Consider the following 21,368-nt stretch of genomic DNA (forward strand, 5'->3'; position numbering starts at 1 on the left):
AAAAATTGAAGAAAACAAATATACTCACAGATATGCAATAACTCTGTTAATTGTGGGATAATCATACATGAAACATAAGGATTTAATTAAGAAGAATAGTTTCCGTTGTCAAGATTAGTGAGATTGATTATGATAAGATTAGGAATAGAGAGGAGTTATGCACATGAGTATTTCTTTGGTGCCGGGAGTGGATTTACATGTAATTCCCACAACTAAGTACAAGACTATTAAATTATATATTCGTTTTGCTGAAACATTATCTAAGGAGACAATTAGTCAGCGAACTTTATTAAGCAATTTACTAGAAACCAATAGCTTAAATTATTCAACGCAAGCTGATATAAGTAAAAAATTAGCAGATATGTACGGAGCAAGTTTTGGTTTTCAGGTAAGTAAAAAAGGTGACAGTCACTACCTTACTTTAGTGTTAAATATTGTGAATGAAAAATTTCTTCCCCATCACGAAAACATTTTAGCTGAAGCCATTGATTTTATTAAAGAGGTTTTATTTTATCCGAATAGATCTGAAGCAGCTTTTGATTTAGAAACTTTTGAACGGGAAAAAACTAACTTAATAGAATATATAGAATCTATTTATGATGATAAACAAAGTGAAGCAGCACTAAAATTACAAGATTTATATTTTCAAGATAACGATCAACAAACCCCAAGTTTTGGGACTATTAAAGATTTAGAAAAAGTCACAGCTAATTCTTTATCAGCTTATTATGACTGGATGTTAGCTAATAATGCAGTAGATATTTTAGTAATTGGGGATGTAGATGAAGAAGAACTTCTTTCTTTAGTGAAGATTTTACCTTTTGAACCTAGAACATCTCCATTTTCTCCAGGTTTTTACCATCAACCAGCTCGTCAAAATTTATTAGAGAAAAAAGAGCAACAACCTGTTGTTCAATCTAAGTTGAATTTAGGATTTCGTACAGGTATTTACTATCATGAAACAGATTATTTCCCGCTACAAGTATTTAATGGATTGTTTGGAGGATTTCCTCATTCTAAGCTATTCATGAACGTTCGGGAAAAAGAAAGTATGGCCTATTATACTTCTAGCTCTATTGATACCTTTAGAGGCTATTTAACCGTTCAAACAGGGATTGAAGGTAAAAACAAGGAACGTGTTTTAGAATTAATCCAGGAGCAGCTAGAGAGCTTAAAACATGGGGACATAACAGATGAGGAGTTACTTCAGACTAAAGAGATGTTAAGAACTCATTATATTTTGTCACTAGATAACGGAAGTGCTTTATTAGAAAAAAGTTATCTCATGTCTAAATACCCTAAAGCTTGTTTAAGTGATGAAGAATGGTTAGCTTGCTTAAACCAAGTAACAGTTGAGGATATAAAACGAGTAGCTAATCAAGTGACTTTAGAAGCAGTTTATTTCTTGGAAGGGAGTCTTTCCTATGAAGAAGATTAATTATCCAGTTGTAGAAGAAACGTTGTATCAAGAAACATTAGACAATGGCTTACGTGTGACGTTATTACCAAAGCCTGATTTTCATAAAACATATAGCTTATTTACGACTGAGTACGGTTCGATTGATAATAAGTTTATTCCAATTAATCAAAAAGAATATTGCCAAGTGCCAGACGGTATTGCTCACTTTTTAGAGCATAAAATGTTTGAAAAAGAGGACGGGGATGTGTTTCACATCTTTGGAAAACAAGGAGCCTCTGCTAACGCTTATACCTCTTTTACTCGGACAAGTTATTTGTTTTCAACGACTGATCAAGTTGTTCAAAATTTAGAAACCTTATTAGATTTTGTTCAAGAGCCTTATTTTACTGAGGAAACAGTGGAAAAAGAAAAAGGAATTATCGCCCAAGAAATTCAAATGTATCAAGACGATCCTAATTGGCGTTTATTTTTTGGCATATTAAATAACTTATACCCTAATCATCCATTACATGTGGATATAGCAGGGACAGTAGAGAGTATTCAAGAAATTACTGCAAAAGATTTATATACGTGCTACGAAACCTTTTATCATCCAAGTAATATGAATTTATTTATTGTAGGGAATATTGAACCTAATGCTATTATGAAAGTGATTAAAGACAATCAACTGAAAAAAGAGTTTGAACCGAGTGCTCCTATTAAGCGCGATTTACCAAGTGGGACAGAGCCAGGGATTATTAAAGAAAGCAGTTTAACTATGCCTATTAGTAAGCCTAAAGCAGTTTTAGGTATCAAAGGAGTGACTCCTTTACCTACTACAGAAAAAGAACAATTGATTTATAAAACAGCAGCGTCTTTATTATTCCAATTGTTATTTGGTTCAACCTCTCAAAACCAATTAAGCATGTATAATGAAGGGTTGATTGATGATAGTTTTTCTTATGAATTCAATCTAGAACGGGATTTTTATTTTGCAGATATTAGTACAGATACTAAAGAACCCGAACGTTTTGTTAAAACGATTGAAGATATTTTATTAACAGCTAAAACTAGTCCAGATGTAACGGACGAAAGACTAGCTTTACTTAAAAAACGTTTGCTTGGAAAACATTTACAATCGCTAAACTCATTAGAATATATTGCTAATCAATTCAGTCAATTAACCTTTGAAACAGTGACTTTATTTGATTTAACTGAAATCATTGCTCAAATTCAATTAGCAGATATTTATCAGGTAGTGGATACATTTTTCCTTGCTGAGAACTTTAGTCATTTCTTTATGTATCCAGAAGAAGTGAAGGAGTAGGAATAAGTATGAAGTATGCATTAATTTTAGGGGCTAGCGGAGATATTGGTAGAGCCTGTGCTAAGGCTTTGGCGGAAGATGGTTGGTCCCTTTATTGCCATTATTATCATCATAAAGAACGTGTAGTAGAGTTGAATGAAGAACTTCGTCAGTTATATCCTAAACAAGATTTTTTTTCAGTAGGATTTGATATGACTCATGAAACAAGTTTAGAGCCATTACTCAATCAGTTGTTTCAAGTTGATAGTATCATTTTTGCAAATGGCAAAACTGTTTATAAATTGTTGACGGATACTACTAGTCAAGAAATAGATGAGCTGTGGCAATTAATGATTAAAACCCCTATGTGCATGTGTCAAGCGTTACAAAGCAAATTAAGTCATCAGCACCAAGGGCGAATTATTTTTATAGGCTCTGTATATGGGCTAAGTGGTAGCTCAATGGAAGTGGCTTATAGCACTGTGAAAGGGGCCCAGCAAAGCTTTGCGAAAGCCTATGCTCAAGAAGTATCCTCTTTAGGTATTACAGTTAACGTAGTGGCACCAGGAGCTGTTAATACGCAAATGAACGCGAATTGGACTGATGAAGAAAAAGCGTGTTTATTGGCTGAAATACCGATGAGAAGAATGGCTGAACCAAAAGAAGTGGCCCAAGTTGTTCGGTTTTTAGTTAAAGAAGAAGCAGGTTATATTACAGGAACAACGATTCCTATTACAGGTGGCTGGAAAATATAAAGAAGAAAAAAAGGTGAGCACGTGAAAACAATAGGAGAAAGATTAAAAAGTGCGCGATTAGCTAAAGGCTTAACCATTGATGAACTACAACAGTTAACAAAGATTCAAAAAAAATATTTAGTTGCATTGGAGCAGAATGACTTTGAGGCAATGCCTGGTACTTTTTATGTGCGCTCTTTTATTCGCCAATATGCAAAAGCTGTGGGAATTGACGGAGAGCAGTTAGTAAACTTATTAGATGGTAAAGAAGTAGTAGAAGAACTACCTCCAGTTGAAACGATTAATAGTTCTCGGGTAGCCATGCACCAAAAACAGCATCAAACTAAATATGACTTTAAAAAATGGCGTCAACGATTACCTATGATTATTTTAACGATAGCTTCTGTGACAATTGTAGCGACTGTGGCGTATCTAACTTTAAGAGAAGATCCTAATCAGAAGATGATAACCAAGCCGAATGAAGTGAGCATTGAAAGTGAATTTACTGAAGAAAATGCTCCTGATGAAAGCAAAACAGAAAGTAAAGAAGAAGTGGCAGAAGAAAAACCAACTCATGCTGAAAAACCTAAACCAGCTAAAAAGAAAGGGATGAGTATTCATTTTGATGGTGAAGAAGGCCAACAAGTAGAGATGAGTCTTAAAAAAGTTACGAATCCCCTAACTTTTGAGTTTGATGCTAAAGAGGGTCGTTGTTGGTTAGGAATTCAGGTAGACGGGGCATTTGTTTATGAAAAAACATTGGAATTAGGCGAAAAAGATCAAATTGAATTACCAGATAAGGTGGAAGAGGCAACCCTAGTGATTGGGGCAGCTGATAAAGTTCAGATTCAGGTTAACAATAAAAAATTAGATGTTAATCCGAATCAAACCCCTATTCAAACAAGAAATGTCCATTTAACTATCTCATATAACTAGACACTAAGTGAATTAGTGGGTCTGACATAGACTTTCTAGATGAACTCGATTAAAATAGATAGGGACAAAAGAAAGAAGGGTGAATAAAGTGAACTTACCAAATAAGTTAACCGTAATTAGAATTTGTATGATTCCAGTATTTTTAGTGGTAGTTAGTGGCGCTTTTGATTGGGGCGTTTTAACCGTAGGACAAACAAGTGTCGAGTGGACTCAGTTTGTCGGGATGTTAATTTTTGCTTTAGCTAGTATGACAGATTGGTTAGATGGAAAAATTGCTAGAGCTAGAGGGTTAGTAACTAACTTCGGTAAATTTGCTGATCCATTAGCAGATAAAATGTTAGTGATGACTGCTTTTATCGTTTTAGTTTCTCAAGGCAAAGTGTCTGCATGGATTGTGGCTATTATTGTTTGTAGAGAATTAGCAGTCACTGGTCTAAGATTATTGTTAGTAGAAGACGGAGAAGTAATGGCAGCAGCTTGGCCTGGAAAAGTCAAAACAGCTACTCAAATGTTGGCAATTATTTTTCTGATGATTAATAATATTCCATTTGCTAGTTTAGGTTTACCAGTAGATCAGATCTTATTATATACGTGTTTATTCTTTACTATTTATTCAGGGATTGACTATTTTGCTAAAAATACACATGTGTTTAAAGGATCCATGTAATCAGTTATGAATAAAAGATTGTTTCAGGTTAGAAGTTTTTTCTAACGATGGAACAATCTTTTTTATTTAGAGTTAGAGTTTTGTTTCTTTTTTTAATGAAGTGTTACAATAAAAACGAATCTATTTAAAATGGAATAAATGTATTATGAGTTTAACTGTGATACATTTAACCATACTATTTGGGGGGATTATGTTGAAAGCAGAAATTATAGCAGTTGGCACAGAACTATTATTAGGTCAAACCGTTAACACTAATGCCACTTTTTTATCTGAAGAATTAGCTAGTTTAGGGTTTGAAGTTTACTATCATAGTGTTGTTGGGGATAATGAAGCACGGCTATTAAATCTATTAGCATTAGCCGATACTCGTAGTGAGTTAATTGTTTTATGTGGAGGTTTAGGTCCAACTCAAGATGATATTACTAAAGAAGTATTAGCTAAGCATCTTAATCAACCTTTAGAAGCAAATGAAATGGCCTTAAAAAAAATCGTTCACCATTTAACTCGTTTAGGTCGTCCGATTACAGAAAATAATCGCAAACAGTCCCAAAATATAAAAGGGGGAATTCCTATTCAAAACCCAAATGGTCTAGCTCTAGGAACCCTATATACAATAAAAAATCGGAGTTATTTAGTATTACCAGGGCCACCAGTTGAATTAGAACCGATGTTTTTAAAAGAAGTCACTCCACTTTTGAAAAAAATATTGCCTCAAGAATGGGTACTAGATTCAAGGGTTTTACGGTTTTATGGAATTGGAGAAGCGCAGTTAGTAACAGAAATTGAAGAGTTAATTACTCATCAAATGAATCCAACGATTGCTGCTTATGCTAAATCTAACGAAGTTACATTAAGGGTAACCGCTAAAGCCAATACCCATGAAAAAGCTAAAGAGTTATTAGATCAAGCAGAAAAAGACATTCAAAAAATAGTCGGAAAGTATTTTTACGGATATGGTGATAATCATTCTTTAGAAGCTGAAACTGTGGGGTTATTAAAAAAATATCATCAAACAGTCACGAGTGCTGAAAGTTTAACTGCAGGACTTTTTCAAGAAACTTTGGCTAAAGTGCCAGGGGTTTCACAATGTTTTCCTGGAGGATTTGTCACGTATTCGAAAGAAGCTAAAGCTCAGTTGTTAGATATTTCATTAGATCAATTAAATCAAGTAGGCGTAGTTAGTAAAGAATGTGCTTGTTTAATGGCAGAACAATCTCGGCTAAAATTAGGAACAGATTACAGTATCTCTTTTACAGGAGTAGCTGGTCCAGAGGAATTAGAGGGAAAGTCGGCAGGAACTGTTTGGATAGGGGTTTCTTCTAAAAAGTCGGGCACTACTGCCTATTTGTATCAATTTAACCGAGATAGAGAGTATATTAGACATAGTGCATTAATGGCTGGTTTGAATTTATTAAGACAACAAATCTTAATGGAACATTAAAAAAGCGAATGCTTGTTCGTATTTTTCTTGCTTTTTTAGCTATTAAACCGTATGATATGAGAGTAGATTTTTTTAAATAAAAAGATAAAGTAGCTGATTTAATCAAGAGCTAGTCATAGTTATTAGCTGTTTAAAACATGAGTAAATCTGGTTTGTTAGTTTTGATATATAAGGAGGATACAAGAGTGGCAGATGATCGTAAAGTAGCATTAGATGCAGCATTAAAGAAAATTGAGAAAAGCTATGGTAAAGGCTCTATTATGAAGCTTGGTGAAAAAGCTGATACTAAAATATCCACCATTCCTAGTGGTTCATTAGCATTAGATGTAGCTTTAGGGGTTGGCGGATTTCCTAAAGGTCGGATTGTAGAGGTATATGGACCTGAAAGTTCTGGTAAAACAACTGTTGCCTTACATGCTATTGCCGAAGTGCAAAAGCAAGGAGGAACTGCAGCGTTTATTGACGCGGAAAATGCTTTAGATCCAGCTTATGCTCAACGTTTAGGTGTGAATATTGATGAATTATTACTTTCACAACCAGATACAGGAGAGCAAGGTTTAGAGATTGCGGATGCTTTGGTATCAAGTGGTGCTATTGATATTGTTGTAGTGGATTCTGTAGCAGCGTTAGTTCCCCGTGCAGAAATTGAAGGGGAAATGGGAGACACTCATGTAGGTTTACAAGCTCGGTTGATGTCTCAAGCTTTGAGAAAATTATCTGGCTCTATTAATAAAACGAAAACGATAGCCGTGTTTATTAACCAAATTCGTGAAAAAGTCGGCGTTATGTTTGGTAATCCAGAAACAACTCCAGGTGGACGAGCATTGAAGTTTTATTCAACTATTCGTCTAGAAGTACGTCGGGCAGAGCAGTTAAAAAATGGAACAGAAATTGTCGGAAACCGAACTAAAATTAAAGTAGTTAAAAATAAAGTAGCTCCACCATTTAGAGTGGCTGAAGTGGATATTATGTACGGAGAAGGTATCTCTAAAGAAGGAGAGTTACTAGATATGGCGGTTGAAAAAGATATCGTCGATAAAAGTGGTGCATGGTATAGCTACAAGGAAGAACGAATTGGACAAGGACGGGAAAACGCTAAGCGGTATATGAAAGAACACCCTGAAATGTTTAATGAAATTAACCAACTAGTAAGAGCCGCTTACGGGATTGGGGAAGAGCCTGTTAGTGAAAAAGAAACAAAAGAAACTCAACCCAAAACAGAAAATAAACCATCTGCTAAAGGATAGCTAATAAATAAAGAAAAGAACTAGATTTCAGTAGAGTCTAGTTCTTTTTTTTGAAAAAAGGAAGAGTTTTCAGTTTTTTTAGCTATATAGAGAAGAAAGCTAGAGTTTCAGGAAATTAAAGTTGACACACCTGTGGACTAATATTAGAATTAAAGATGTATAAATTTTATACAATTATGCAAGTAGTTTATGGACATTGAGTTTTATTCCCTAGTTTTTTATGAAATAAACTACCCATATATGATAATAGAAGATCCTACGGAGGTGTACAACATGTCAATTATTGCTATACTCCTCGGTATCATCGGATTGATTGTCGGTCTCGGCATCGGATTTGTTTTTGCTAAGAATCATTTACAAAAAGAAATGGAAGCAGCAAAAACATCTGCTGAAAGTATTTTAGAAGATGCTCGGCGTGAAGCTGAAACATTAAAGAAAGAAACTTTATTAGAGTCCAAAGAAGAGAATCAAAAGTATCGATTAGAAGTAGAAAGTGAGTTGAAAGAGCGAAGAGACGAAATTAAAGCCCAAGAAAATCGTTTATTACAACGTGAAAATAATCTTGACCGCAAAGATGAAACTCTTGTTAAACGCGAAAACTCACTAGAAGACAAAGAAGAGAAACTTGATTCTAGAGAACAATTGATTGATGAGCGAGAAAAAGAGGCAACGCGATTAGTTGAAGAGCAAGAAAAAGTATTAGAAAAAGTAGCATCTCTATCCAGAGATGAAGCTCGTGATATTATTATGGATGCTACCCAAGAAGATTTAACTCACGAATTAGCTATGATGGTTCGTGAAAATGAACGACGTGCAAAAGAAGAAGCAGATCGAAAAGCGAAAAATATTTTATCATTGGCTATGCAACGTTGTGCAGCAGATCAAGTATCTGAGGCTACCGTTTCAGTAGTTAACTTACCAAATGATGAAATGAAAGGTCGAATTATCGGACGAGAAGGTCGAAACATTCGGACTTTAGAAACGTTAACAGGTATCGATTTAATTATTGATGATACGCCTGAAGCAGTGGTTTTATCAGGTTTCGATCCAATTCGTCGGGAAATTGCTCGAATTGCTTTAGAAAAATTAATTCAAGACGGCCGAATTCATCCAGCTCGAATTGAGGAAATGGTTGAAAAAGCTCGAAAAGAAATGGATGAAACTATCCGCGAATACGGAGAACATGCTGCTTTTGAAGTTGGCGCGCATACCCTTCACCCAGATTTGATTAAAATTATGGGTCGTTTGAAATTCCGAACAAGTTATGGTCAAAACGTCTTAAATCACTCTATTGAAGTAGCTAAGTTAACAGGTGTTTTAGCTGCTGAATTAGGAGAAGATGTTGATTTGGCTAAACGTGCAGGTTTCTTACATGATATTGGTAAAGCACTAGACAGAGAAGTAGAAGGCTCCCACGTAGAAATTGGTGTGGAGCTAGCGAAAAAATACAAAGAACATCCTGTTGTAATTAATGCTATCGCTTCTCACCACGGAGACATTGAAGCTACTTCAGTTATTTCCGTTTTAGTTGCTGCTGCTGATGCTTTGTCTGCAGCTCGCCCAGGTGCTCGTAGTGAGTCACTTGAAAATTATATTCGTCGCTTAGAACGTTTAGAAGGCATTGCCAACGAATTTACTGGTGTAGATACAAGTTTTGCTATTCAAGCAGGACGTGAAGTTAGAATTATGGTTAAACCAGATGAAATTAGTGATGATGATGCTACTTTATTAGTTCGAAACATTCGAAAGAGAATTGAAGATGAACTGGAATATCCAGGACATATTAAAGTCACTGTAGTACGGGAAACACGTGCAGTGGACTACGCTAAATAATAAAAAAAGTTATCTGTTTTAAGACAGATAACTTTTTTTATTTGTCTAAGATTTTCCTTTTCTTTCTTTTCTTTCTAAAAATTGCTAAAATGAACAAAGATGCTATTAGAGAAGAGGAAGCGTTTATGCGCATATTATTTATTGGAGATGTTGTAGGATCTTTAGGAAGAAAAACGATCGAGCAATATGTCCCTAAGTTAAAACAAAAATACCGTCCCCAAGTAACGATTATTAATGGTGAAAATGCGGCAAGTGGTAGAGGAATTACGGAAAAAATTTATAAAAAGTTATTACAAGATGGAGCCGATGTAGTGACTCTAGGAAATCATGCTTGGGATAACCGAGATATTTTTAATTTTATTGATTCGGCTAAAAAATTAGTCAGACCGATTAATTTCCCAGAAGCCAGTACTCCAGGCCATGGAATTGTGTATGTGAAAGTCAATCAAGAAGAACTAGCTGTGATTAATTTACAAGGTCGAACGTTTATGACGGCGATTGATGATCCCTTTCAAAAAATAGAAGATTTGGTCAGTGAAGCCAGAAAAAGAACGCCTTTAATTTTTGTGGATTTTCACGCTGAAACTACTAGTGAAAAACAAGCAATGGGCTGGTTTTTAGATGGCCAAATTTCTGCTTTAGTAGGGACTCATACTCATGTTCAAACAGCGGATCAACGTATTTTACCTAAAGGAACAGCTTATTTAACAGATGTAGGTATGACAGGCCCTTATGATGGTATTTTAGGAATGAATAGAGCCGCTGTAATTGGTAAGTTCCAAACTGCCTTGCCTCACCGATTTGAAGTGGTAGAAGAAGGACGTTCCCTATTATCTTATTGTGTGATTGATTTAGATAATAAAACGGGAAAGGCTAAATCAATTCAAACTGGTTTAATTAATGAAGATCATCCTTGGAAGGATTAGAAAATGTTAGAAGATAAAGAAAAAAACTTGTTAGATAGTCAAGGTCAAGCAACATTAGACCGGTTAATTGCTCAGTTAAAAAGAAGTCAAGCAATCCATGACTATCAGGAGATAGAAAAAAAAGTCAGTCAACATGAGGGCTTAAAAATGTTAGTGGAAGAAATAAAAGCGTATCAAAAACAAGCAGTCCAGTTTGCTCACTATCATAAACCAGTAGCAGAAAAAGAAGCAATTAAACAAGCGGATGCGTTAACTAAACAATTTGATGAACATCCACTAGTGATTCGTTATAGAGAAAAATTAGTGGAAGCTAACGATGTGGTGCAATATATCACAACAGTTATCGAACAAGAAATAAACCATTCAATAACAGAAGATTTAAATGGAAAAGAACAAAGGAGAGATATTTAATGCCTCAAAAAACTAAACGAACTCCTATGATGGAACAATATATGAACATTAAAGAGCAATATCCAGATGCTTTTTTATTCTATCGTTTAGGAGATTTTTATGAATTGTTTTATGAGGATGCTGAACAAGTCGCTCAGTTACTTGAACTAACGTTGACTAGCCGTAATAAAAATGCAGAAGAGCCGATACCTATGTGCGGAGTTCCCCATCATGCTGCTCAGGGTTATATTGATACTCTTGTGGAAAAAGGATATAAAGTAGCTATTTGTGAACAAATGGAGGATCCTAAAGAAGCTAAAGGAATGGTCAAAAGAGAAGTAGTTCAACTAGTTACTCCTGGAACTATTACTAATGCTAAAGGGATTGAAGCCAAAGCTAATAATTTCTTAACGGCTATCGTGTATGAGGAAGGTTTAGGGTATGGTTTTGCCTATACCGATTTAAGTACAGGGGAATTAAAAGTCACTTCCTTACCTGATGCTGAAAGTGTGTTAAATGAGTGTGCTAGTCTTCAAACAAAAGAGATGGTGTTAGGCACAGCTATTCCTGAAACCTTAACGAAGCAATTAAGTGCTCGGCTTAATTTAATGTTTTCATATCAAGAAACTTCACTAGAAAATGCGGAACTTTCATACATTTCTCAGCCACTTTCTCTTGAATTGGAAAAGCAAGTGGTTCAAAAGCTATTAACCTATATTAGTGAAACACAAAAAAGAAGTTTAGCCCATTTACAACAAGCAGTCGTTTATGAACCGACTCACTATTTAAAGCTAGATCACTACTCTAAGTTTAATTTAGAATTAGATCGTTCTATTCGAACAGGAAAAAAATATGGCACGCTTTTATGGTTGTTGGATGAAACCAAGACAGCTATGGGAGGACGACTTTTAAAACAATGGTTAGACCGTCCTTTAATTCAAGAAGCCGAGATTTTAGCCCGTCAAAATATGGTTCAAAGTTTATTAGATGCATTTTTTGAGCGAGCTGACTTACAAGAAGCTTTAAAAAAAGTATATGATTTAGAACGGTTAGCTGGTCGGGTGGCTTTTGGAAGTGTTAATGGTCGTGATTTAATTCAACTAAAAACCTCACTTCAAATGGTGCCTAGAATCAGAGAGTTACTTGAGGGAATTGATCAAGGTGAATGGCAATCTGTTTTAGCTCAACTTGATCCAGTGGAAGATATTGTTTTAGTGATTGATCAAGCAATTAATGAAGAACCTCCGTTAAGTGTGACTGAAGGAGATGTTATTAAAACTGGCTATAACACTCAATTAGATACTTACCGAGATGCTATGTTAAATGGTAAAAAATGGTTAGCGGAATTAGAGGCTAGAGAGCGTCAACGAACTGGAATTAAGAATTTAAAAGTAGGATTTAACCGAGTGTTTGGTTATTATATTGAAATTAGTAAAGGGAATTTACACTTATTAAAAGAAGATACCCACTATGACAGAAAACAAACCTTAACTAATGCTGAACGGTTTATTACAGATGAATTAAAAGAAATTGAAACCTTGATTTTAGAAGCAGAAGAAAAATCAAAAGAGTTAGAGTATCAATTATTTGTCCAAGTTAGAGAGGTAGTTAAACAAGGAATCCAACGACTTCAGCGTTTAGCTAAAGGGATTGCTAGTCTTGATGTGTTGCAGAGTTTTGCCACTGTAAGTGAAAAATATCAATACATTCGCCCAACTTTAACCAAAGAAACCCATGAACTTTGTCTAAAAGAAGGCAGACATCCTGTGGTAGAAAAAGTGATGGGGTATCAGCAGTATGTTCCTAATAGTGTGCAAATGAATCAAGATACCACCATTTTATTAATTACCGGACCTAATATGTCTGGAAAAAGTACTTATATGCGGCAATTAGCCTTAACAGTTATTATGGCGCAAATGGGGTGTTTTGTTCCAGCTGAAGAAGCTACCTTGCCTATTTTTGATCATATTTTTACTCGAATTGGAGCAAGTGATGATCTGATTGCTGGGCAAAGTACTTTCATGGTAGAAATGATGGAAGCCAACGAAGCCTTAAGACATGCTACTCCGGATAGTTTAATTTTATTTGATGAGATTGGTCGGGGAACAGCTACTTATGATGGAATGGCTTTGGCTCAAGGGATTATTGAATATCTTCATGAACAAGTTCAAGCTAAAACCTTGTTCTCAACCCACTATCACGAACTAACTCAGTTAGAGGATACCTTAACAGGACTTAAAAATATTCATGTAGGAGCGATGGAAAAAGAAGGAGAAGTTGTCTTTTTACATAAGATGATGGAAGGTCCGGCAGATAAAAGTTATGGTATTCATGTGGCTAAATTAGCAGGTTTACCAAATAATTTATTGCAACGAGCAGATGATATTTTAACTATGCTAGAACAAAATCAGAAAATTAATTTAACAGACTGTCAAGCTACAGAACAATTAAAAGAGAGTCAAGATTTACCAAAACCAGCAGTAAGTGTAGGTGAGGAAGATAGTGGTCAACTGTCTCTTTTTAGTGAAATAGATCCAGTTTCAGAAGAAATTATTTCAGAATTAAAAGAATTAAATTTACTAGACATGACCCCTATGGATGCTTTAAACACCTTATATGCTCTACAAAAACGGTTATAAAAAAGGAGGTAGGGACGAATGACATCACATATTCAAGAGTTATCACAACAGTTGGCCAATCAAATTGCCGCTGGGGAAGTGGTTGAACGTCCTGCTTCAGTTATTAAAGAACTGGTTGAAAATGCCATTGATGCTGAGAGTACTAAAATTGATATTTTTTTAGAAGAAGCAGGTCTAAAAAAAATGGAAGTCATTGATAATGGTAGTGGTATTTTGCCAGAAGATGTGTTAAATGCGTTTAAACGACATGCCACAAGCAAAATTCATACTAGGGAAGACTTGTTTCGTATTCGTTCTTTAGGGTTTAGAGGAGAAGCTTTACCTAGTATTGCCTCTGTGTCTAAAATTGTTTTAGAATCATCTACTGGCGAACAAGCAGGTACCTACCTTTATCTAGAAGGTGGCCAAGTGGTTGAGGAAAAAGCTAATGCTATGCGAAAAGGTACACGAGTTCTTGTTACCGATTTGTTCTATAACACACCGGCTCGCTTGAAGTATGTGAAAACTCTACAAACAGAATTGTCTCATATTAGTGACATAGTGAATAGACTAGCTATGAGTCATCCTAATATTGCCTTTAGTTTAAGGCATGATGGTAATCAGTTAATGCGTACAACTGGTAACGGAGACGTTAAACAAACCATTGCAGGCATTTACGGGGTAGAGACTGCTAAAAAAATGCTAGAGATTGAAAAGCAAGATTTAGATTTTCAGATAAAAGGTTATGTATCTCTTCCAGAATTAACCAGAGCTAGTCGTAATTATATTTCGTTAATGATTAATGGTCGCTATATTAAAAATTTTTTACTAACTAAAGCAATCGTAGAAGGTTATGGTTCTAAACTGATGGTAGGTAGATTTCCGATAGCTGTTATTCATATTACTATGGATCCTCTGTTAATTGATGTGAATGTTCATCCAACTAAACAAGAAGTTCGTTTAAGTAAAGAAAAAGAACTGATGGCTTTATTAAGTGAGACTATCCGGGAAGCCTTAGTGCACAAACAACTAATCCCAGATGTTAGTCAATCTCAGCCTTTTAAAAAAGTCATTGCATCAAAAGACGTATCAGAACAGTTGTCTTTAACACCTAAACAGGTTTCTTCTTCTACACAACTAGAAACTAATACCTATGATCATTTTCAGAAGAAACCATTAGCTTACGATTCACAGTCTGGTCGATTCTACGTTGAAGAGTTACCTAAGTCGACTGGAGATCTGGCTAGTGACAATACTAATCAGCAACCGATATCTGAAGCTGACTTAGAATCAACTGCTTTAGTCGATTCAGTTGCTGTTCATGAGGAATTGTCTGAGCCTTCTATTTCTGAGGAACAACGATTTCCTGATTTAGAGTATTTTGGACAAATGCATGGCACTTATTTATTTGCTCAAAGTAGTGAAGGGCTGTATATTGTGGATCAACATGCCGCTCAAGAGCGAATTAAGTATGAGTATTTTAGAGAGAAAATAGGTGAAGTGACCCAAGATTTACAACCTTTATTAGTTCCTATCGTTTTAGAATACCCTACTAGTGATAGTTTAAAACTCAAGGAGTTATTGTCAGAATTAACTCAAGTAGGGATTTACTTAGAAGATTTTGGCGAAAATAGTTTTATTGTCAGAAGCCATCCAACTTGGTATCCCAATGGCCAAGAAGAAAGTATCATTCGAGAAATGATTGACTTAGTGCTAAAAGATGGCAAAATTAGCGTAGCCAAATTTCGGGAAGATACGGCTATTATGATGAGTTGTAAAAAATCGATTAAGGCAAATCACTACCTAGATGATAGACAGGCTAGACAGCTTTTAGAAGATTTAAAACAGTGTGACAATCCTTTTAACTGTCCTCATGGCCGTCCTGTTTTGATTCATTTTTCTAATCAAGATATGGAAAAAATGTTTAAACGAATTCAAGATCCACATTAAAAAGGTAGGTCAGATTTATGGGATTAATTTTAGCGTCACAGTCACCACGTAGACAAGAACTATTAAAAAAAATAACTGATGATTTTATTGTTGTGCCAGCTGATATTGATGAAAGTAGTTTGCCACATGAAACACCAGAAGAGTATGTGTTACGAATGGCTAGACAAAAGGCTTTAACTGTTGCAAAACAACATCCCCAAGCTCAAGTTTTGGGATGTGATACTATTGTTGTGGATAATCAAATTATTTTAGGCAAACCTTATACCAGTGAAAAAGCTTATGAGATGTTAAAACAGCTAAGTGGTCACACTCATCAAGTTTATACAGCAGTGTGTTTGGTTATGAATGAAAAAATAACGGAAAAGCTCGTTCCTTCACAGGTTACTTTTTTTGAATTAACAGAAAAAGAGATAACTGATTATGTGGCAACAAAAGAACCTTTGGATAAAGCAGGAGCTTATGGAATTCAAGGGAATGCAGCTTTATTTATAAAAGAAATTAAGGGAGATTACTATAGCATTATGGGGCTTCCCATAGCGAGTGTCTACCGGATGTTGAATCAAAATTAGAAAACAACCATTAGATTGAGAATGACAATCTAATGGTTGTTTTTCACTATCTATCAAAGTGAAATGATGAACATGTATTGAAAAAAAAGCACCTGTTACCCTATTGTTGGAGAGAAATCAGCATGATATGATGGGTTTGAAAAAAGAATTTGTAGTGACGTCACGATGTTTTTTTTATAGTTTAAATGAAACCGTTGTCAAAATCGATGAGGAGGCTTATTCATGAAAAAACGAGTACTGGTAGGCATGTTGGTAGGAGCATTAGCTTTAGGATTAGTTGGTTGCGGACAAAAGAAAGAAACTAAAGAAACAAACAAGGATCAGTTTAAAGTGGCAATGATTACAAGTGAAGGAGGATTAGGGGATCGCTCTTTTAATGATTCTGGTAATGAAGGATTAAAACAGGCAAAAGAAAAACTGAATGTTACGACAAAAGTAGTTGAACCTGGAGATGTGTCTGAAGGGGAAACATATCTCAGTCAACTAGCTGAAAGTGGGATGGATTTAGTTATTACATTGGATTTAGGTCATTCAGATGTTCTTAAAAAAGTAGCTAAGAAATATCCAGATACTCAGTTTGCTATTTTTAATACAGCTGTAGAAGGTAGCAATGTTTCTTCTGTTTTATTTAAAGAACAAGAAGGGTCATTTTTAGCAGGAGCATTATCTGCACTGGTAACACAAGATACTAGTTTGGAACAAGTCAATGATAAAAAAATAATCAGCTTTATTGGAGGAATTGACTCACCAGGTATTAATATCTTTTTAAGTGGGTTTAAAGAAGGAGCAAGTCATATTGATCCTGAAATAAAAGTATTATCTGGTTATACCAACTCTTTTGCAGATCCAGCTAAAGGAAAAGAAACAGCCCTATCTCAAATTGGTCAAGGTTCGGATATCGTTTTCCAAGCAGCAGGAGCAACAGGTGATGGAGTTATTCAAGCAGCCAAACAAAAAAATGTATTTGCAATTGGTGTGGATTCAGACCAAGACGGTATTGCTAAAGGAAATGTTTTAACCAGTGTGATGAAACGGGTAGACAATGCAGTATATGGACTAGTTGAAGATGGAATGAAAAAAGAGTATCAAACAACTTATGAATTAGGACTAAAAGAAAAAGGTGTAGAGCTTTCTCCAATGACTTATACAAAAGACCTAATTTCTGAAGATTACTTAAAACAAATAGAAGGTTTACGTGAACAAATTATTTCTGGAGAGATTAAAGTTAAAGACATTAGAAAATAATGGTGGGTGAAGACATGAGTGTCATAGAAGTTCAAGAAGTAACAAAACGCTTTGGAGATTTTACTGCTATTGATCAGATAACTTTAGATTTTGCTGAAGGAGAAATTCATGCTATTTGTGGAGAAAATGGAGCAGGTAAATCTACTTTCATGAATATGTTGTTTGGTTTACTACAGCCTACAGAAGGACAAATCCTATTGCATGGGAAACCAGTTGATTTCCATTCTCCAAAAGAAGCGATTCATAGTGGAATTGGTATGGTTCATCAGCACTTTAAATTAGTTCCTAGTCTAACGGTATTTGAAAATGTGTTATTAGGGGAAGAGATGACTCAGTCATTAAAAATTGATCGTCAAAGAGAAAAAGAAAGTGTTCAAGCAACCATTGATAATTTTGGATTTGATTTAGATGCAGGAGATAAGATTGAAGCAATTTCTGTAGGGGCTCAGCAGCGTGCAGAAATTATTAAAATGTTACATCGTAATGTGGATATTTTAATCTTAGATGAGCCTACTGCCGTTTTAACTCCGCAAGAAACAGATGAATTACTTGATAAATTAATAGAATTAAAAAATTTAGGTAAAACCATTATTATTATTACTCATAAATTGGATGAAGTAAAAAAATGTGCAGATAGAGTGACAGTCATTCGCAGAGGGAAAAAAATTGGCACAGTCTACAACCAAGATGTTACTGAAAAAGATATTTCTCGGATGATGGTAGGAAGAGATGTTAGTCTAGATTTTGATAAAAAACCGTGTACTTGTGGTGACCTAGTTTTACAGCTAAATAATGTAACCGCTACCTCTAAACTAGGAAAAAAAGTGCTAGAAGGCATTGATTTAGAAGTTAAACAAGGTGAAATTGTCGGGATTGCAGGAATTGAAGGAAATGGTCAAGCGGAGTTAATGGAGTTGTTCTCAGGAACACGGAAGTTAACAGATGGGGAAATGATTTACAAAGGGAAAAAAATTAATTGTTGTGATCCTGCTGCTCTTAGAAAAATGGGCTTTGGTCTAGTTCCTGAAGATCGATATCGGGATGCTCTAAATGCCACGATGAGTATTTGGGAAAATATGATTGCAGGCAGACACAAAGATTATTGTAAGTTATGTTTCTTTGATGATAAAGTCATTCGTCAAGTTACTAAGGAATTGATTGAAGAATATGATATTAGAAATTGTGACAATATTGACGCTTTAGTTAGTACACTGTCTGGTGGAAATGCTCAAAAAATTATTATGGCTAGAGAAATTTCATGTAATCCAGACATTATGATTATGAGTCAACCTACTCGTGGAGTGGATATTGGATCCATTGAATTTATTCATCAACGGATTATTCAGTTAAGAGATGAAGGGAAAGCAGTGATTGTTATTTCTTCAGAATTAACAGAAATAATGAATTTAAGTGACCGAATTTATGTCATGCATAAAGGTAAGATTGTTGGAGAAAGAGAGACAAGCCAAACAAATAAAGAAGATATTGGCTTGTTAATGGCTGGTATTAATCATCAGGCTAATAGAGAGGTGGCTTTTTCTTATGGAACTTAACAAGTGGCGTATTCAAATGGTGATGAAATCTTTACTGCCGATTTTTCTAGCACTAATGATTGGTTATATCCTGATATTTATTTCAGGATATAACGCTAATGAAGCTTTTACCTATTTATTCATGGGAGCTTTAGGTGGTAAGAAACAAATAATGAACACCTTGTTTGCAGCAACTCCTTTAATTTTTACAGGGTTAGCTACCGCTATTTCATTTAAAGCCGGGCTATACAACATGGGAGCAGAAGGTCAACTTTATTTAGGAGCTTTTGCAGCAGCGTATCTAGGATTTAGTTTACAAGGTTTGTCACCTGGTATGCATATTACTATTTGCTTACTAGGTGGTGCTTTAGCAGGATTTGTTTTTGCATTAATTCCTGCTGTTATCAAAGCATATTTACAAGTAGATGAAATGGTCTCCACTTTAATGCTTAATTATGTAGCTATTTTGTACACGACTTATCTGGCAAGTTATCCTTTTAGAGCACCAGGCTCTTCTAATGCAGAAACTATTAATATTTTACCAACAGCAGTCTTGCCAAGATTTGTAAGTGAATCACAGTTACATGTCGGTTTTTTACTAGCTTTAGTCGCTTTTGTCATTATCTATATTATGTTGAATAAAACTATTTTAGGATATGAAATTACAGCTTTAGGAAAAAATCAACATTTTACTGAATATGTTGGAATGAATGTAGCAAAAAAAATCGTGATTGTTATGACTATTAGTGGGATTTTAGCAGGACTTGGAGGCGCTATTGAAACACTAGGAACACACGGAAAGTTTGTTAGCGGTTTTTCACCAGATTACGGTTGGACAGGATTAACCATTGCTTTAATTGGTAAATTTAATCCAATTGGGGTGTTAGCAGGTGCCTTTTTATTCGGTATTTTAAAAAATGGTGGAAGTTCAATGGAAATAATGGTAGGGGTGCCTCGGTCTTTAATCTCTATTATTGAAGGACTTATTGTTTTATTTATGACTGTAGATATGCTTAACAAACGCTTTAGCTTAGGAACTAAAATAAAGCAAGCCATTCAGTCACTTGGTTCATCTAAAGGATCACAAAATAACCTCAAACAGGAGGTAAATTAAATGGAGCAATTACTAAGTATTTTACATACGACATTAAGAATGACTACTCCTATTGCATTAGCTGCTTTAGGTGGGCTCTATGCACATCGGGCTGGAGTATTAAACGTTGCTTTAGAAGGAATGATGTTAGCTAGTGCCTTTTTTGGAGTAATTACAAGTTTTGCTACTGGCAATATTTTTCTAGCGTTATTTGTGGGCATACTTGCTTCAGTCGTTTTAGGTTTTGTCTTTTCCTTTTTCGGTATCACATTAAAAGGAAATTTAACTATTGTCGGTTTGGCTATCAATACATTGGTAGCTGGTGCTAGTTCTTTTATATTACAAGTTGTTTTTGGCCAAAGGGGAACTTTTGCTAATCAAAAAATTGTTGGCTTAAAAGAATTAGATATTCCTATTTTACGTAATATTCCTATTTTAGGCGACATTTTTAATAAACATACTCCGATTGTTTATCTTAGTTTACTAGTCTTGGTTGTGGTTCATTTTATTTTGTATCACACAAAATTAGGAGTATATATTCGGACAGTTGGGGAAAAAGAAGATGCAGCAGTTTCAGTTGGCTTACCAGTAAATAAATTAAGATATATCTCGGTTTTAATAGGTTCAGTTTTATGTGGTTTAGCGGGCATTAATATTGCATTAGAGAATGTTACGATGTTTGTTGAGAATATGACTGGTGGTCGCGGTTTTATTGCATTAGCAGCAATCTATTCTGGACGAGGCACTGCTATTGGAACTTATGTATTTAGTTTGTTATTTGGTTTTGCTGATGCTATGCAAATCCGGATGCAAAATATTAAAATTCCAGGTGCTTTTATCCAAATGATTCCATATTTATCTATTATCGTTGTGTTATCTGTCATTGGTTTATTAAATAAACGAAGTAGGAGAGTAAGTGATGATGTATAAACAAGCATTGATTGTCATTGATTTATTGTACGATTTTGTTAATCCAAATGGGGCTGTTTACCATGAAAATAATGAGAAGTTATTACCTAAAGTCAGTCAATTAATTACTCAAGCTAGAGAAGAAGATACGCTAATTATTTTTATGCGTCACTCTCACCGAGCAGGTAAATATGATCCTAAAACGTTAACTGGACGTAAAAATTGCTTGGAAGGAACAGGAGGAGATGAGTTAGCTCCTTCATTACCAGTAGACGAGGCTAAAGATTATATTTTGAAGAAAAGACGATACAGTTCTTTTGTAGGAACTGATTTAGATTTGATTTTAAGAGAGCATGATATTAAAAAAGTGCTGATTTGTGGAACTAAAACCAATAATTGTGTTCGTTCAACTGTAGAGGATGCTTATCATTTAGGTTATGACACGGTTGTAGTAGGGGATTGTGTGGCAACAGATAAACCAGAAGTCAATGAAATCTATTTATATGATATTAATCGTTATTATGGTCAAGTGATTTCATCTGAAGAATTATTTAATTAAAAGAGGAGAGGGAC

General features: G+C 34.9%; 18 protein-coding genes. All 18 read left to right on the plus strand.

Annotated elements, in window-relative coordinates:
• Nucleotides 1-163: 163 nt before the first annotated feature.
• The 18 genes from yfmF to C7P63_RS05620 all read left to right on the plus strand — a co-directional run bounded on the left by yfmF (nucleotide 164) and on the right by C7P63_RS05620 (nucleotide 21,354).
• A complete protein-coding gene (yfmF, locus tag C7P63_RS05535) occupies nucleotides 164-1,438 on the plus strand; it encodes an EF-P 5-aminopentanol modification-associated protein YfmF (RefSeq protein ID WP_125943171.1) in 1,275 nt (424 codons plus the stop codon).
• Nucleotides 1,425-2,726, plus strand: a complete 1,302-nt coding sequence (gene yfmH / locus C7P63_RS05540; RefSeq protein ID WP_125943172.1) for an EF-P 5-aminopentanol modification-associated protein YfmH — start codon at nucleotides 1,425-1,427, stop codon at nucleotides 2,724-2,726. The genes yfmF and yfmH overlap by 14 nt, the downstream gene beginning before the upstream one ends.
• Before the next feature lie 8 nt (nucleotides 2,727-2,734).
• Entirely contained in the window at nucleotides 2,735-3,460 is a 726-nt protein-coding gene (gene ymfI, locus C7P63_RS05545; RefSeq protein WP_125943173.1) for an elongation factor P 5-aminopentanone reductase, read from the plus strand.
• 21 nt (nucleotides 3,461-3,481) lie between these two features.
• A complete protein-coding gene (locus tag C7P63_RS05550; protein ID WP_125943174.1) occupies nucleotides 3,482-4,375 on the plus strand; it encodes a RodZ domain-containing protein in 894 nt (297 codons plus the stop codon).
• A gap of 88 nt (nucleotides 4,376-4,463) precedes the next feature.
• Nucleotides 4,464-5,042, plus strand: a complete 579-nt coding sequence (gene pgsA / locus C7P63_RS05555; RefSeq protein WP_125943175.1) for a CDP-diacylglycerol--glycerol-3-phosphate 3-phosphatidyltransferase — start codon at nucleotides 4,464-4,466, stop codon at nucleotides 5,040-5,042.
• A 193-nt stretch (nucleotides 5,043-5,235) separates the two neighbouring features.
• Nucleotides 5,236-6,483, plus strand: a complete 1,248-nt coding sequence (locus tag C7P63_RS05560) for a competence/damage-inducible protein A (RefSeq protein WP_125943433.1) — start codon at nucleotides 5,236-5,238, stop codon at nucleotides 6,481-6,483.
• A gap of 185 nt (nucleotides 6,484-6,668) precedes the next feature.
• Nucleotides 6,669-7,730: a recombinase RecA gene (recA, locus tag C7P63_RS05565; RefSeq protein WP_125943176.1), complete on the plus strand. Its 1,062-nt coding sequence runs from the start codon at nucleotides 6,669-6,671 to the stop codon at nucleotides 7,728-7,730.
• Nucleotides 7,731-8,003: 273 nt separating this feature from the next.
• Nucleotides 8,004-9,563 (plus strand): ribonuclease Y, encoded by a 1,560-nt coding sequence (gene rny / locus C7P63_RS05570; protein WP_125943177.1) that lies wholly within the window; start codon nucleotides 8,004-8,006, stop codon nucleotides 9,561-9,563.
• Nucleotides 9,564-9,688: 125 nt separating this feature from the next.
• Entirely contained in the window at nucleotides 9,689-10,489 is an 801-nt protein-coding gene (locus C7P63_RS05575) for a TIGR00282 family metallophosphoesterase (protein WP_125943178.1), read from the plus strand.
• A 3-nt stretch (nucleotides 10,490-10,492) separates the two neighbouring features.
• Complete coding sequence (locus C7P63_RS05580; RefSeq protein WP_125943179.1) at nucleotides 10,493-10,900, plus strand: YlbF family regulator; 408 nt, start codon at nucleotides 10,493-10,495, stop codon at nucleotides 10,898-10,900.
• Nucleotides 10,900-13,518 (plus strand): DNA mismatch repair protein MutS, encoded by a 2,619-nt coding sequence (mutS, locus tag C7P63_RS05585; protein ID WP_125943180.1) that lies wholly within the window; start codon nucleotides 10,900-10,902, stop codon nucleotides 13,516-13,518. The genes C7P63_RS05580 and mutS overlap by 1 nt, the downstream gene beginning before the upstream one ends.
• Before the next feature lie 18 nt (nucleotides 13,519-13,536).
• A complete protein-coding gene (mutL, locus tag C7P63_RS05590) occupies nucleotides 13,537-15,447 on the plus strand; it encodes a DNA mismatch repair endonuclease MutL (RefSeq protein ID WP_125943181.1) in 1,911 nt (636 codons plus the stop codon).
• Between the two features lie 17 nt (nucleotides 15,448-15,464).
• A complete protein-coding gene (locus C7P63_RS05595) occupies nucleotides 15,465-16,016 on the plus strand; it encodes a Maf family protein (RefSeq protein ID WP_125943182.1) in 552 nt (183 codons plus the stop codon).
• 222 nt (nucleotides 16,017-16,238) lie between these two features.
• The gene (locus C7P63_RS05600) at nucleotides 16,239-17,261 is read left to right on the plus strand and encodes a BMP family lipoprotein (protein WP_125943183.1); all 1,023 of its coding nucleotides are present in this window, start codon (nucleotides 16,239-16,241) and stop codon (nucleotides 17,259-17,261) included.
• 14 nt (nucleotides 17,262-17,275) lie between these two features.
• Nucleotides 17,276-18,814 (plus strand): ABC transporter ATP-binding protein, encoded by a 1,539-nt coding sequence (locus C7P63_RS05605; RefSeq protein ID WP_125943184.1) that lies wholly within the window; start codon nucleotides 17,276-17,278, stop codon nucleotides 18,812-18,814.
• Nucleotides 18,804-19,907, plus strand: coding sequence for an ABC transporter permease (locus C7P63_RS05610; protein WP_125943185.1), 1,104 nt, complete (start codon nucleotides 18,804-18,806; stop codon nucleotides 19,905-19,907). The genes C7P63_RS05605 and C7P63_RS05610 overlap by 11 nt, the downstream gene beginning before the upstream one ends.
• Complete coding sequence (locus C7P63_RS05615; protein ID WP_125943186.1) at nucleotides 19,908-20,816, plus strand: ABC transporter permease; 909 nt, start codon at nucleotides 19,908-19,910, stop codon at nucleotides 20,814-20,816.
• Complete coding sequence (locus C7P63_RS05620; protein ID WP_207852987.1) at nucleotides 20,806-21,354, plus strand: cysteine hydrolase family protein; 549 nt, start codon at nucleotides 20,806-20,808, stop codon at nucleotides 21,352-21,354. The genes C7P63_RS05615 and C7P63_RS05620 overlap by 11 nt, the downstream gene beginning before the upstream one ends.
• The last annotated feature ends 14 nt before the right edge of the window (nucleotides 21,355-21,368 follow it).

The organism is Vagococcus humatus (assembly GCF_003950325.1).
Classification (GTDB): Bacteria; Bacillota; Bacilli; order Lactobacillales; family Vagococcaceae; genus Vagococcus_C; species Vagococcus_C humatus.